Genomic DNA, 13,355 nt, shown 5'->3' on the forward strand with positions numbered 1-13,355 from the left:
GGCTTAGACCCGTTCCGACAGGCGGCGCTGGATCGCGGTCGACAGATCGTCCGCGAAGCCTTCCAGGCGGCCGGCGTACTTGCCCGCGTCGGTCGAGAACTTGTTGTAGGCGATGTAGGCCGGGATGGCGGCGATCAGGCCGACGGCCGTGGCGAACAGGGCCTCGGCGATCGACGGGGCGACAACGGCCAGCGAGGTGTTCTTCGAGATCGCGATGTTCTGGAAGGCGTGCATGATGCCCCAGACCGTGCCGAACAGGCCGATGAACGGGCTGGCGGTGGCGACGATGGCCAGGCTGCCCAGGCCCTCTTCGACCTTGCTGGTCTCGCGGGCGATCTGGGTGTCCAGGATGCGGTCGATGCGGGCGACCAGGAACGCGGCCTGGTTCTCGCTCATCGCGCCCTTGGTCTTGGCGTCGCGCCATTCCTTCAGGGCCGCCTGCAGCATGCGCGGCAGGGCGTGGCGCGGATTGGCGCCGGCCTCGCCCGCGACGTCCTCCAGCGAACGCCCGCCCGAGACCTGCTCCTCGAAGCGGTCGGCGGCGCGGTTCAGGTTCGAAAAGCGGAACAGCTTGTCCAGGATCACGGCCCACGAACCCAGCGACGCCAGGATCAGGCCGATCATCACGCCTTTGACGACCCAGTCGGCCTGCATGAAGAGGGCGAAGAACGAGAAATTCGGTGCGGCGGCCGAGGCGTCCATGCGGGTTTGGCTCCGTTGGGGCGTCTGAAAGATCTTACTCTGCGCCGTATGGCATGAAGCGACGCTTGGGTGAAACTATGACAATCGTCGAGCGATCCCGAAAAACGATGTTTGTTTATTCGCTCTCGCTTGCGAGCCAGGGCGCCAGTTGCGCCAACATCTCCGCCGTCGGACGACGCGGGCGGCCGTCTAGGGTGATGCAGACCGCCTCCCCCTTGGCCTCGATCAGCACCTCGTCGCCGCGCGTGACCCGCTGGGTGACGTACAGCCGCGCGCCCTTCACCCGGTCATAGGTGGTGCGCACCACCAGGGCGTCGTCGATCCGCGCCGAGCGTTTGAAGTCCAGCGTCATGTGGATGATCGCGAAAGCCGTATCGGCCTTGGCCAGCTCGGTGTGCGAGATGCCGACCATCCGGAAGAAATCGCTCCGCCCCCGCTCCAGATAGCGCAGGTAGTTGGCGTGATAGACGATCCCGGAGAAGTCGGTGTCCTCGTAATAGATCCGCACCGGCAGCTGATGCTCGCGGCCGGAGAACACGCCGGCTGTGGGTTCGGGCGGGGTGGTCATGGGGACTGCTTAGCGGCTGAGATCGCGGACGTCAGCCCTAAAGAGAGCCTCAACCCATGCGGGTCGCGCTGGACATGTTCTTCTTTTGTGCTAGCCTTTCTGCATGAAGGTCGAGCCCGCCATCTTCGACGAGATTGACGCCGCCGCAGAGGCAGCCGCAGACGCCCGCGCTGAAGCCGATGTCGCCGCTGGGCGGGTAATCAGCCACGAGGCAGTCAGCCGCTGGCTGACCTCGTTGGCCGAAGGTAATCCGCAGCCGCCGCCCGAAGTCGGCGATTAGTGCGGCGGATCGTCTGGCTAGCGAGAGGGTCATAATTTCTGTGTGGCTAGGAAAAGCCGCTGTAGAAATCAAACGACATTTGATCTGGATTGTATTCGGGAGCTTCTAGTGGCTCCCCATCGTTCCAAATCACTTCGATTCCCAGATATTCGCTAAGAACCATCCGAACCATGGCCAAATTCCCGCTGCCAACCGCCATGTAGCGATATCTTCCCGGCTGGATCACAATCCATCCATTCTCATCTTGAGATGGATAATCTTCGAACATTCGGAAAAGGGCCCTAGATCCAACTTCCGGATACCCGGGTAGTTCGGGGACTGTTTCGAAGTGATTCCTATGCGCCGATCTCAACGTATGAAGCGGAAAGAGCGAAACCAGCGAAGGCTCACAGTACGGAGGATCATGTAGCTCGAAGGCGGCATGACCAACGGCAAGCTTCCGAGCGACCCTATCGACACGAACCGTATCAACTCGCCATATCGTCTCGTTAGGCAATTGCTGCTTTGCTTCTTTGAGGATTCTCTGCAGCTTTCTATTATGTGCCAGCGCTACTCGAGCCTTGGGCCGCCACCGATCATCCGGTTCGGCAACACCAGTACGCGCGGCTTCTACAAGACAAGCAAGATACGGCTCATCTACCGAGAAGAAGCTATTGCATGATCTGCAAAGGCCAACGACCGGTAGATCGTCAGGATCAAGGCCCGTTCGGATATTTTTATCCAGAAATATTCTAGATGGATTGTGATCTTTGCTGTCTGGCTTACCGCCACAATGCAGGCAAGACATAAGCGATCGCGCATCGCCATAGTCATATGGATGCAAACCCAAGCGTCCAGCTTCATGGAGCCCTAGCCAGCGCGATATCGAACTCCTCGATACCCCATACTTCTGAGAAGTCGCGGAAACTCCCTCGTATTCCGCAAACGCACAAACACGCTTTTTGAAATCAATCGAGTATGGCGGCTTAGCAGACCCCATCTCAAATCCCCTGGTCTCGCCTAGCCTTCGTCGAACAACCCGCCCTGCGCCGACCCCGGCGGAGCGGCGGGCGGGGTCAGGCCCAGGTGGAGGTAGGCCTTGCCGCAGGCCATGCGGCCGCGCGGGGTGCGCTGGATGAAGCCTTGCTGCATCAGATAGGGCTCGATGACGTCCTCGACGGCGTCGCGGGCCTCGGCGATGGCGTAGGCGATGGTCTCGACGCCCACGGGGCCGCCGCCATAGTGCTCGATCATGGCGCGCAGGTAGCGGCGGTCCAGGCTGTCCAAGCCCACTTCGTCCACTTCAAGCCGGGCCAGGGCCATGCCGGCGGCCTTGCGGTCGATGACGGTCGCGCCGTCGGCGGTGGCGAAGTCACGCACCCGGCGCAGCAGGCGGCCAGCGACGCGCGGCGTGCCGCGAGCGCGCTTGGCGATCTCGTCGGCGCCGTCGTCGGACAGCGGCGCGCCCATCTTGCGAGCGGCGTGCAGCAGGACGTGGCGCAGCTCGGCCGGAGTGTAGAACTCCAGGCGGATCGGAATGCCGAAGCGGTCGCGCAGCGGCGTGGCCAGCATGCCCGCTCGGGTGGTCGCCGCCACCAGGGTGAAGGGCGCCAGGTCGATGCGGATCGAGCGCGCAGAGGGGCCCTCGCCGATCACGAGGTCCAGCACGTGGTCCTCCATGGCCGGATAGAGGATCTCCTCGACGTTCGAGGACAGCCGGTGGATCTCGTCGATGAACAGGACGTCGTTCGGCTCGAGATTGGTCAGGATCGCGGCCAGGTCGCCGGGCTTGTTCAGCACGGGCCCCGAGGTGGCGCGGAAGTTCACGCCCAGCTCGCGGGCGACGATTTGGGCCAGGGTGGTCTTGCCCAGGCCCGGCGGGCCGAAAAGCAGGACGTGGTCCAGGGATTCGCCCCGGCCCTTGGCGGCCTCGATGAAGATGCGCAGGTTACCCTTGGCCTGTTCCTGACCGACGAACTCGGCCAGGGTCTGGGGCCGCAGAGCGCGGTCGGCGGGGGCCAGGTCGCCGTGCTGCTGGTCGCCGGAGATGATGCGGGTCACTGGCCCCCTCCGCGCTGCGCGCTCCTCCCCCGGAGGGGGAAGAGGGAACCTTCCGCCCGCCTTTGGGGGCGGACGACCGCGAAGCGGTCAGGTGGGAGGAGCCTCATCGCCCCAGCTCCTGCAGGCCGGCCTTGATGAGGGCCTGCACGGTAGCCTCTTCACCCAGCGCCGCCGCGGCGGCCTCGACGACGCGGCGGGCGTTCACCTCGGCCACGCCCAGGCCCATCAGGGCGGCGACGGCGTCGCCCGTGGGCGCGGGCTTGGCGGGCGCGGACGGCGTCGACGAAGTCGGCGCGGCCATCAGCACCGGCCCGTCGGTGATCGGCTTGTCCTTCAGCTCCGTGACGATGCGCAAAGCCAGTTTCGGACCCACGCCGCTGGCGCGACCGACGGCGGCCTTGTCCTCGCGCGCGACGGCGGAGGCCAGCTCGGCCGGCGACAACACGTCCAGCACCGCCATGGCCGCCTTGGGCCCAACGCCCTGGATGGCCTGGAGCAGCACGAAGGCCTTGCGATCCTCGCGGGTGGCGAAGCCGTAGAGGCGCAGGCCGGCGCTTTCGCTCCACTGGCTCTCGATGTGCAGCAAAGTCTCCTCACCCAGGGCCGGCAGGCGTTGCAGCGTGCGGTGACCGCAGCGGACGACATAGCCGACGCCCATGACGTCGATCAGGGCTTCTTCCTCACCGACCTCGGCGACAGCCCCTCTGAGACGACCGATCATGCGACTCTCCGGGCCGTACGGGCGTGGGCATGGGCAATGGCCACGGCTAGCGCGTCGGCGGCGTCGGCCGTCGGCGAGCCGGCGGTCGGCAGCAGGCGGGCGATCATGAAGGCGATCTGGGCCTTGTCGGCGCCGCCGGTCCCGACCACCGCCTTCTTGACCATGGCGTTGGAATACTCCGCCACCAACAGGCCGGCGCGAGCGGGCGCTATCATCGCCGCCGCGCGGGCGTGGCCCAGCTTCAGGGTCGACTGGGCGTTGGTGTTGACGAAGGTCTCCTCGACCGCCGCCTCGTCAGGCTTGTGCTGCTCGATCACCGCGCAGATGCCTTCGAAAAGATGCAGCAGGCGATCGGAGAAGGCGGCCTTCTCGTCAGGCGCGATGACCCCGTGGGCGACGTGCGTCACCCGCGAGCCGAGCACGCTGACGACGCCCCAGCCGGTGCGGCGGAGGCCAGGATCAAGTCCGAGGATGCGAATGGCGTTCATCATGTGTTCTCGCAACATCGTCTGATCCGCCCCCGAGGAAAAGCCCCTGTATTGCTAACGAGCGGTAAACGACGCCCCTTGCGCACCCCCGTCAGGCAAGCTCTGTTCGCACCCAAGCTTCATTGGGGAGAGTACGGATGAAACGGTCGGTGTGGATGATGGCGGCGGCGCTTCTGGCCGCTCCGGTTCTGGCCAACGCCCAGACCGCGCAGCCGCCCAAGACCGTCCGCCCCGACCAGCTGGCCTTCCGCGACCTCTACAAGGAGCTGGTCGAGATCAACACCACCCTGTCGGTCGGCAGCTGCACCGCCGCCGCCGAGGCGATGGGCGCGCGACTGAAGACGGCCGGCTTCCCCGAGGCCGACGTCAAGGTCGTGGTCGCCGACGGCCATCCCAAGGAGGGCTCGCTGGTGGCGATCCTCCACGGGACCGATGCGAAGTCCAAACCGATGCTCCTCCTGGCCCACATCGACGTGGTCGAGGCCAAGCGCGAGGACTGGACCCGCGACCCGTTCAAGCTGGTCGAGGAGAACGGCTACTTCTTCGGGCGCGGCACGTCGGACGACAAGGCCCAGGCGGCCATCTGGGTCGACAGCCTGATCCGCCTCAAGCAGTCGGGCTACAAGCCCGGCCGCGACATCAAGCTGGCCCTGACCTGCGGCGAGGAGAGCGAGGCCTATAACGGCATCGAAGACCTGGTGAAGAACCACCGCCCGCTGGTCGACGCCGAGTTCGCCTTGAACGAAGGCGCCGACGGCCTGCTGGACGAGAACGACAAGCCCGTCGTGCTGGAGGTCCAGGGCGGCGAGAAGGTCTATCAGGACTTCACCCTGACCGTGACCAATCCCGGCGGCCACTCTAGCCGCCCGGTGCCGGACAACGCCATCTACCAGCTGTCGGCGGCCCTGGACCGCATCGGCGCCTATGGCTTCCCGCCCCGCTTCAACGACGCCACGCGCGGCTACTTCACCAAGATGCAGGCCCGCGTGAACCCCGCCCAGGCGACGGCGATGAAGGCCCTGGTGGCCGACATCAACGACCCGGCGGCGCTGAAGGCGGTCACGGCCGACCCGATGTGGAACTCGATGCTGCGCACCACCTGCGTGGCGACCATGGTCAATGCCGGCCACGCGCCCAACGCCCTGCCCCAGCGCGCCACGGCCAACGTCAACTGCCGCATCCTGCCCGGCACGCCCGTCGAGGAAGTCCGGACCAAGCTGGCCGAACTGGCCGGCGCGCCGACCACCGTGACCCTGGCCCACGAACCCAACAGCGTCTCGCCGCCGCCGCCCCTGACCCCGGCGATCATGGGTCCGATCGAGAAGCAAGCCGCCAAGCTGTGGCCCGGCGTGCCGGTCGTGCCGATCCTGCTGACCGGCGCCACCGACGGCGTCCACACCAATGCGGCGGGCATCCCGACCTACGGCGTCTCGGGCCTGTTCGGCAGCTCGGACGGCGACGGCATCCACGGCCTGAACGAACGCATGCGGGTCAAGTCGCTCTACGAAGGGCGCGACTTCCTGTACGCCCTGATCAAGGACTATGCGGGCGGCAAATGAGCGCCCAAAGCGCTCATCCCGGCGAAGGCCGGGATCCAGCGAAAGAATGCTCCGCCGCACTCTGGAACCGTCGTCCGGCGTCCCTATTTCCCCTCCAGCGTAAAGGGAGACGGACGATGGTCGAGACATCGGACGACGGCATCCTGGCCGAGTACATGGTCAGCTACTGGTCGATGAAGCACGAGAAGATCGACCGCCCCACAAAGCTCCTCGAGACCCTCTACATCACCGAGCGCTACCAGGCCGGCGAAAGCCTGCGCGAGGCGCGGTCGGTCTATGACCACGCGATCTGGAACGGCGTGTCGGTGGCGGAGATGGATCGCCGTCTGGCCGATCTGGAGCAGTTCATGCGGGATCTCGTTCGCGAACGCGCGGCCCAGTGGGGCCAGCCGCACTAGGCTTCCATCTGGGCGGCTTCCACCGCGCTCCAGCCGAACAGCCCGGCCAGGATCAGGCGCTTGACCGCCGCGATGTCCAGGCCCGTGCACAGCTCGGCATTGGGCGCGCCGTCGAAGCGTTCGACGCGGCCCAGGCGCTCGCCGTCGACGATCACCCGCAGGCGAGCCGGCTCGAAGGTGAAGAGCTCCGGCGCGACCAGGCTGGCGGCGGCCACGGCGTCGTGCGGCCGGCAGCCCTCGCCGCCCCAGACCTGGCGGTGGAAGGCGATATAGCCGCCGGCGGCCTTGGTCAGGCGCTGCGACAGCGGCGAGCCGCAGCAGACCGCGCCCTTGGCCAAGTCCTCGGCCGTGACCTCGACCTGGTGGGTGATGTCCAGCGGCATCAGGCGCGGCATGGTTCCGGCCTCCAGCGTGCGCTGCAGGGCCTCGGGATCACTCCAGGTGTTGAAGTCGGCGCCGCCCTTGGCCTTGCCCTCGACGGCGAACGCGCCGGCGACGATGGTCGGGCGCCAGCCCCGGAAGGCCACGGGGTCCTCCAGCAAGCTCTTGCCCAGGTTGGTCAACGGCCCCAGGAACAGGCCGCTGATCTTGCGGCGGGCGGCGAAGGCCAGGAAGTTGGTGGAGTGGCCGCGATCCAGTTCCGGCAGCTTCCAGCGCTGCGAGAAGCCCGCGCCGTTCAGACCGTCGACGCCGTGGGCCGGCCGCATGCGCTCGACCCGGCGCTTGGCCAGGCCCGCGCCGGCGCCGATATAGACCTCGGCCCCGCAACCGGCCAGGCGCAGCACGCCCCGGGCGTTGGCGGCGGCCTGGTCGACATAGGTGTTGCCGAACACGGCCGAGATCGAGACCACCTCGACGGCCTGTCGCGACCGGGCCAGCAAGGCGAGCGCCAGGGCGTCGTCCACGCCGCAATCGGTGTCGATGTGAACCCGCAGGACCATGCGACGCAGTCTAGCCGCGCGGTGTGACGGGGAGAAGATCAGTCCTTACGGGGAAGAATATCGAACTCGACGATCCGAGGGTCCTCGCGCAGGCGATCGGCCACGGCCGACAGCGGCAGGGTGTCCTTGCCCGAGAACATCCCCGACAGCTCGAAGATCGCCCCGCCCTCGACCAGCCGCTGATCCAGGCGCGCCCCTTTCAGTTCGAAGGCGCCCAGCAAGTCGCGGAAGTCAGTCTCGCGCAGCATCGCCTCGCGCCGCGACCGTACGCGGATCTCGGCGAAATTCTTCTGCGGCAGGCGATGGTCGAGGAAGCGGGCGGCGCTGAGAACCACCAGGGCGATCACCGTGCCCACCACCGCCAGGCCGTAGAGGCCGACGCCGAACAATGTCCCGATCGCCGAAGTTATCCACAGGGAGGCGGCGGTCGTCAGACCATGGACCGAGAAGCCCTGCTGGAAGATCACGCCGCCGCACAGAAAGCCCACGCCGGTCAGCACGCCGTGCGCCATCCGCACCGGATCGATACGCACGACGTCCATAGGCGTGTCGCTCATCCACCGCACCTGATGCACGGCGGCCATCATCAGCAGCGCGGAGGCCAGCGCGACCAGCACATGGGTGCGCAGGCCCGCGGGACGGCTGCGATACTCGCGCTCCAGCCCGATCGCGCCGCCGGCGATCACCGCGCCGACGATGGGGAGGTAGTCGTAGGGAGACAGCAGCCAGTCCATGCCCGCTGTAACGGGCGGGAAGCTCCAGTGATCCCTAGTCGGCCAGATAGGCGTCGAGGTTGCGCCGCACGCGGTCCAGCACCGGCTCGGCCGCGTCAGGCTTCACGAAGGTCTGGCCGGTGATGGTCTCGAACGCCTCGATATAGACGTCCGAGGTCTGGGCGATCAGCGCTTGCGGGATCTCCGGGATCTCGTCCTTGTAGGGATCGCAGCGCTCGGCCACCCAGGCGCGCACGAAGTCCTTGTCGAAGCTCTCTGGACGCTCGCCGGCCTCGAACCGCGCCTGGTAGGTCGCGGCCTTCCAGAAGCGGCTGCTGTCGGGGGTGTGGATCTCGTCGGCCAGCACGATGCGGCCGTCGGCGTCCAGGCCGAACTCGTACTTGGTGTCGGCCAGGATCAGGCCGCGCTGGGCGGCCAGTTCCTGCCCACGCGCGAACAGGGCCAGGGCGTAGGCGCCCAGCGTGTCCCACTGCTGCGCCGTCAGCAGGCCCTGTTCCAGGATCTGGGCGGGCGACAGCGGCGCGTCATGGTCGCCGTCGGCGGCCTTGCTGGTCGGGGTCAGGATCGGCTGCGGCAGGCGCTGGTTGGCGCGCAGGCCGTCGGGCAGGGTCACGCCGTACATCTGGCGCTCGCCCTTGTTGTAGAGGGTCAGGATCGAGGTCGAAGTCGTCCCGGCCAGATAGCCGCGCACGACCAGCTCGACCGGCAGCATCTCCAGCCGCTGGCCGATCAGCACGTTCGGGTCGGGATAGGCCACGACGTGGTTGGGGCAGATGTCGCCCGTGACGTCGAACCAGTAGCGCGCCGTCTGCGTCAGCACCTGGCCCTTGAACGGTACGGCGCACAGGTTGCGGTCAAAGGCGCTGAGGCGGTCCGAGGCGACGATCACCCGGCGGCCGTCCGGCAGGTCGTAATTGTCCCGCACCTTGCCGCGATAGTGGTTGGGCAGGTTCGGCAGGTCGACGACAGCCAGGGCGTTGGAGGAGACGGTCACCGGGGCCTCGATCACTGGAAACACAAACACAGAGGGGAGGCCCGCAGGACCTCCCCCAAATTCATCAACCCAGCTTGGCCAGGTCTTCGTCGCTGATGTCTTCGTTCGAATAGACGTTCTGGACGTCGTCGTCCTCGTCCAGCAGGTCGAGCAGCTTCATCAGGGTGGCCACCGAGTCGCCGGTGACCGGCACCTGCATCTTCGGACGCCAGGCGATCTTGGTGTTGCCGGCCGGGCCGAACTTGGCTTCCAGGGCGGCCGCCACTTCGTTCAGGCTCTCGAACGCGGTGTAGATGGTGTGGCCTTCGCCTTCCTCGTCCATGTCCGAGGTGACGTCATCGGCGCCGGCCTCGATGGCGGCTTCCATCATGTCGTCTTCCGACGCGGCCTTGGCCGGGTAGGTGATCTGGCCGACGTGATCGAAGTTGAAGGTCACCGAACCGGTGGCGCCCATGTTGCCGCCGATCTTGGTGAAGTACGAGCGGACGTTGGCGGCGGCGCGGTTCTTGTTGTCGGTCAGCACCTCGACGATGATGCCGACGCCGCCGGCGGCGACGCCTTCGTAGCGGATTTCCGAGTAGTCGGCCGCGTCGCCCATCTGCGACTTCTTGATCGCGCGGTCGATGACGTCCTTGGGCAGGCTTTCGGCCTTGGCGTTGTTCACGGCCAGGCGCAGGCGCGGGTTCATGGCCGGATCGGGCAGGCCGGTCTTGGCCGCGACGGTGATTTCCCGCGACAGCTTGGAGAACAGCTTGGAGCGCGCGGCGTCGGCGCGGCCCTTGCGGTGCATGATGTTCTTGAATTTCGAGTGGCCGGCCATTCGGAGGCTCTGTCTCTGATCTGAAAATGAAGTGTGGCGCGCTTCTAGCGCCCGGAGGCGGGTTTTGTCACCCCCGCCGCCAGGGTTGCGCGCCAGTGCCGTCCGATATAGTTAGGCAATGACTTAAGTATTTGGAGTGCCCGATGAGCCTGACGCTGCACGCCCACCCGCTGTCCTCGTTCTGCTGGAAGGCGCTGATCGGCCTCTACGAGATGGGCCCGGCGTTCGAGAACGCCATGGTCAATCTCGGCGATCCGGCCGCTCGCGAGGCGTTCCTGAAGCTGTCGCCGATGGGCAAGATGCCCGCCCTGCAAGATGACGCCCGCGGCGAGACGGTGCTCGAGAGCAGCGTCATCCTCGAATATCTCGACTTGCACTATCCGGGGGCCGTCCGGCTTGTGCCAGCGGATGCGGACGCGGCCCTGCAGGCAAGGTACTGGGACCGCTTCTTCGACCACTATGTCCACCACCCCATGCAGCGCATCATCGCCGACCGCCTGCGCCCGCCCGAGGCCAAGGACGGCTTCGGCGTCGACGAGGCCTACAGCCAGCTGGCCAAGGCCTGCGATCATCTGGAGACGGTGCTGGCTGATGGCCGGACCTGGATCAGCGGCGACTTCGGTCTGGCCGACTGCGCGGCGCTGCCGGCGCTGTTCTATGCCGACAAGGTGCAGGCGTTCGAGGGCCGCTGGCTGCTGTGCCTGTCGTACCTGGAACGACTGAAGGCCCGGCCATCGGTGCAGCGCGTGCTGACCGAGGCCGAGCCCTTCTTCAAATATTTTCCCGCCCAGTAGTCCACAACACCCGTTCTTCCCGGCGAAAGCCGGGACCCAGATGGAAGAGCGCTTGGGCAGGCGCTAAGAGCTCTGAGCCCCTCCAATCATCCCCAGCGCTTTGAGATCTGGGCCCCGGCTTTCGCCGGGGAGACGGAGAGTGGGAAAGGCTCAGGCGACCTCGAGCGACACATCGACATTGCCCCGCGTCGCCTTGGAGTACGGGCAGACCTCGTGGGCGGCGTGCAGCAGCTTCAGCGCCGTGTCGCGGTCCAGGTCCGGGGCGTTCAGCTTCAGGCGCACGGCGATGTGGAAGCTGGTCTCGTCCTTGATCAGGTCGACTTCGCTGTCCAGGCTGTGCTCGCCCAGCTTGACGCCGGTGTTGCGGGCCACCAGGCCCAGCGCGCCCAGGAAGCAGGCGCCATAGCCCGCCGCGAACAGCTGCTCGGGGTTGGTGCCGCTGCCGTCGCCGCCCAGCGACTTGGGATAGCCCAACGTCACGTCCAGGTGGCCGTCGTCGGTCTTGGCGGTGCCTTGGCGGCCGCCCACGGCGTGGGCCTTGGCGGTGTAGAGGGCGTCGGTCATGGCAGGTCTCCTTTGGCGTGAAGCCTGATCAGAGACCCGTTCCATGACAGCCGCAAGAACCGGCTTGCACGGATGTGCCAAGAACCCCCGGCTAGACCTCGGGGATGCTCTGCTTCAGACGCCCGCCCACCCGGATCGGCTCGACCCGGACGGCCAGGCCGGTGCGATCGTCGGTCTCGACGAAGACGCCGCACACCGTCGCCGGCCCCGAGGCTGGCGTGTAGCGCCCGCCGCTGATCTTGGTGGTGAAGCGGCGCAGCGGCTCTTCCTTCTGGTTGCCGATGACGCTGTCATAGTCGGCGCAGGCGCCGGCGTCGGTCTGGTAGGCCGTACCGCCCGGCAGCACCTGGCAGTCGGCGGTCGGGACGTGAGTGTGGGTGCCCACCACCAGCGAGGCGCGGCCGTCGCAATAGTGACCCATGGCCATCTTCTCGGAGGTGGCCTCGCAGTGCATGTCGACGATCACGGCGTCGGCCACCTGGCCCAGCGGCGCCTTGTCCAGCTCGCGGTCGGCGGCGGCGAACGGGTCGTCCATGGCGTCCATGTGGACGCGGCCCAGCAGGTTCACCACGAACACGGTCTTGCCGCTGTCGGTCTGGAACAGGTGGCTGCCCCGACCCGGCGCGTCCGACAGGATCGGATAGTTGGCCGGACGGATCAGGCGCGGCTCGCGCACGATATAGGTCAGGGCCTCGCGCTGGTCCCAGCTGTGGTTGCCCAAGGTCAGGCAGTCGGCGCCGGCGTCGAACAGCTCGCGCGCGGTGTTCTCGGTGATGCCGAAACCGGCCGCCGCGTTCTCGGCGTTGATGATCACGAACTCGAGCCCGAGCCGGCGGCGAAGATCGGGCAGATGGTCGGCCAGGCCGTCACGGCCCGACTTGCCGACGACATCGCCGAAGAAGGCGAAACGCATCAGAAGTCCTTGAGGGGGGCGCTAACGGCCCATGTCTTTGACGGCCATATACTCTTTTTCGGTGAGAATGGCGTCCAGCCTTTGATCATGCGGCTCGTGCGGCAGATTCTCCGCCTGCTGACCGCTATAGGCCAAGCCCAGCACGAAGACCTCCGGCTTGCGCGCCCGCAGGTCCTCCAGCGCCCGATCGTAGTAGCCGCCGCCCTGCCCCAGCCGCAGGCCATCGCGTTGGAAGGCCAGCAGCGGCGTGATCACGAGATCCGGCTGGACCACCGGCGCTTCCGGCGAAGGGCTGCGCAGACCGATGGCGTCGTGGACCAGCGGCGCCGCGCGGTCCCAGCGCCGGAACACCATCTCGCCGTCGTCCTTGTCAAGCACCGCCGGCAGGGCCAGGACCCAGCCCGCTTCCGCCATCTGATCGGCCAGGATGCGCGGCGAAATCTCCGAGCCCAGGCCGTGGTACAGCGCCGCGACCTTGCCGGCGGGATTGGGGAACAGCTTTGCCAGCGGCTCGCGCGCGACCTCGGCGATCATCCAGTCGGCTTCGGGATGTTCGAGGGCCAGTTGCTTGCGCTGATTGCGCAGAAAGACGCGCAGCGCGATCTTGGCCGCGAGGGGGTCGACGATGGTCATCGCCCGTCTATAGCGCTTTTCAGGGGAAAGGGTGGCGGCGCCGCGAAGAACCGTGAAGACGTTTCAATCCACTCGAACCTGTCAGTAACAGGTGGGCCCCGTATTCCCGCAGCCACGGCCACGGGAGGGAACAGGTCCCGATAGAGAGATTAAGGTCCCTGGGATAAGAAATCTTCGACGAGAGCCACAGCATGACCCGCCGTCTG

17 protein-coding genes are annotated in these 13,355 nt (G+C 66.7%); 4 read left to right on the plus strand and 13 right to left on the minus strand.

What is annotated here, in order from left to right; genetic code table 11:
• Positions 1–3 precede the first annotated feature (3 nt).
• Together tolQ and ybgC are read right to left on the minus strand one after the other, a co-directional pair.
• Positions 4–702: a protein TolQ gene (tolQ, locus tag J7528_RS24565; protein WP_291880099.1), complete on the minus strand. Its 699-nt coding sequence runs from the start codon at positions 700–702 to the stop codon at positions 4–6.
• A 115-nt stretch (positions 703–817) separates the two neighbouring features.
• The gene (ybgC, locus tag J7528_RS24570) at positions 818–1,270 is read right to left on the minus strand and encodes a tol-pal system-associated acyl-CoA thioesterase (protein WP_291880102.1); all 453 of its coding nucleotides are present in this window, start codon (positions 1,268–1,270) and stop codon (positions 818–820) included.
• 103 nt (positions 1,271–1,373) lie between these two features.
• On the opposite strand from ybgC, the gene J7528_RS24575 reads away from it, so the two are divergent.
• Entirely contained in the window at positions 1,374–1,550 is a 177-nt protein-coding gene (locus J7528_RS24575) for a CopG family transcriptional regulator (protein WP_291880104.1), read from the plus strand.
• Between the two features lie 46 nt (positions 1,551–1,596).
• Here J7528_RS24575 and J7528_RS24580 read toward each other — a convergent pair whose 3' ends face one another.
• The 4 genes from J7528_RS24580 to ruvC all read right to left on the minus strand — a co-directional run bounded on the left by J7528_RS24580 (position 1,597) and on the right by ruvC (position 4,814).
• Positions 1,597–2,379 carry a hypothetical protein gene (locus J7528_RS24580; RefSeq protein ID WP_291880106.1) on the minus strand — a complete coding sequence of 261 codons (783 nt, stop codon included), beginning with the start codon at positions 2,377–2,379 and terminating at the stop codon, positions 1,597–1,599.
• A 170-nt stretch (positions 2,380–2,549) separates the two neighbouring features.
• On the minus strand, positions 2,550–3,590 hold the full coding sequence (ruvB, locus tag J7528_RS24585) for a Holliday junction branch migration DNA helicase RuvB (protein ID WP_291880109.1): 1,041 nt from the start codon (positions 3,588–3,590) through the stop codon (positions 2,550–2,552).
• Between the two features lie 103 nt (positions 3,591–3,693).
• A complete protein-coding gene (ruvA, locus tag J7528_RS24590) occupies positions 3,694–4,311 on the minus strand; it encodes a Holliday junction branch migration protein RuvA (protein ID WP_291880112.1) in 618 nt (205 codons plus the stop codon).
• On the minus strand, positions 4,308–4,814 hold the full coding sequence (ruvC, locus tag J7528_RS24595; RefSeq protein ID WP_291880335.1) for a crossover junction endodeoxyribonuclease RuvC: 507 nt from the start codon (positions 4,812–4,814) through the stop codon (positions 4,308–4,310). Before ruvC ends, ruvA begins: the two co-directional genes overlap by 4 nt.
• Positions 4,815–4,936: 122 nt before the next feature.
• On the opposite strand from ruvC, the gene J7528_RS24600 reads away from it, so the two are divergent.
• Positions 4,937–6,358: a M20/M25/M40 family metallo-hydrolase gene (locus tag J7528_RS24600; protein WP_291880115.1), complete on the plus strand. Its 1,422-nt coding sequence runs from the start codon at positions 4,937–4,939 to the stop codon at positions 6,356–6,358.
• A 116-nt stretch (positions 6,359–6,474) separates the two neighbouring features.
• On the plus strand, positions 6,475–6,756 hold the full coding sequence (locus tag J7528_RS24605; protein WP_291880118.1) for a hypothetical protein: 282 nt from the start codon (positions 6,475–6,477) through the stop codon (positions 6,754–6,756).
• Here J7528_RS24605 and J7528_RS24610 read toward each other — a convergent pair.
• The 4 genes from J7528_RS24610 to J7528_RS24625 all read right to left on the minus strand — a co-directional run bounded on the left by J7528_RS24610 (position 6,753) and on the right by J7528_RS24625 (position 10,245).
• Positions 6,753–7,697, minus strand: a complete 945-nt coding sequence (locus J7528_RS24610; RefSeq protein WP_291880121.1) for a nucleoside hydrolase — start codon at positions 7,695–7,697, stop codon at positions 6,753–6,755. The two genes, J7528_RS24605 and J7528_RS24610, sit on opposite strands and share 4 nt — an antisense overlap.
• A gap of 38 nt (positions 7,698–7,735) precedes the next feature.
• A complete protein-coding gene (locus J7528_RS24615) occupies positions 7,736–8,431 on the minus strand; it encodes an MgtC/SapB family protein (protein ID WP_291880124.1) in 696 nt (231 codons plus the stop codon).
• A 34-nt stretch (positions 8,432–8,465) separates the two neighbouring features.
• Complete coding sequence (locus J7528_RS24620; protein ID WP_291880127.1) at positions 8,466–9,425, minus strand: phosphoribosylaminoimidazolesuccinocarboxamide synthase; 960 nt, start codon at positions 9,423–9,425, stop codon at positions 8,466–8,468.
• A gap of 64 nt (positions 9,426–9,489) precedes the next feature.
• Positions 9,490–10,245 carry a YebC/PmpR family DNA-binding transcriptional regulator gene (locus J7528_RS24625; RefSeq protein WP_291880131.1) on the minus strand — a complete coding sequence of 252 codons (756 nt, stop codon included), beginning with the start codon at positions 10,243–10,245 and terminating at the stop codon, positions 9,490–9,492.
• A 143-nt stretch (positions 10,246–10,388) separates the two neighbouring features.
• Between J7528_RS24625 and J7528_RS24630 the strand changes: the two genes are divergently transcribed.
• Positions 10,389–11,039, plus strand: coding sequence for a glutathione S-transferase family protein (locus J7528_RS24630; protein WP_291880133.1), 651 nt, complete (start codon positions 10,389–10,391; stop codon positions 11,037–11,039).
• 150 nt (positions 11,040–11,189) lie between these two features.
• Here J7528_RS24630 and J7528_RS24635 read toward each other — a convergent pair whose 3' ends face one another.
• From J7528_RS24635 to J7528_RS24645, 3 genes are all read right to left on the minus strand, one after another.
• Entirely contained in the window at positions 11,190–11,603 is a 414-nt protein-coding gene (locus J7528_RS24635) for an organic hydroperoxide resistance protein (RefSeq protein WP_291880136.1), read from the minus strand.
• Between the two features lie 91 nt (positions 11,604–11,694).
• Positions 11,695–12,516 (minus strand): YmdB family metallophosphoesterase, encoded by an 822-nt coding sequence (locus J7528_RS24640; protein ID WP_291880138.1) that lies wholly within the window; start codon positions 12,514–12,516, stop codon positions 11,695–11,697.
• Positions 12,517–12,537: 21 nt separating this feature from the next.
• A complete protein-coding gene (locus J7528_RS24645; protein WP_291880141.1) occupies positions 12,538–13,149 on the minus strand; it encodes a 5-formyltetrahydrofolate cyclo-ligase in 612 nt (203 codons plus the stop codon).
• Positions 13,150–13,355: the final 206 nt, after the last annotated feature.

The organism is Caulobacter sp. (genome assembly GCF_017744445.1).
Taxonomy (GTDB): Bacteria; Pseudomonadota; Alphaproteobacteria; order Caulobacterales; family Caulobacteraceae; genus Caulobacter.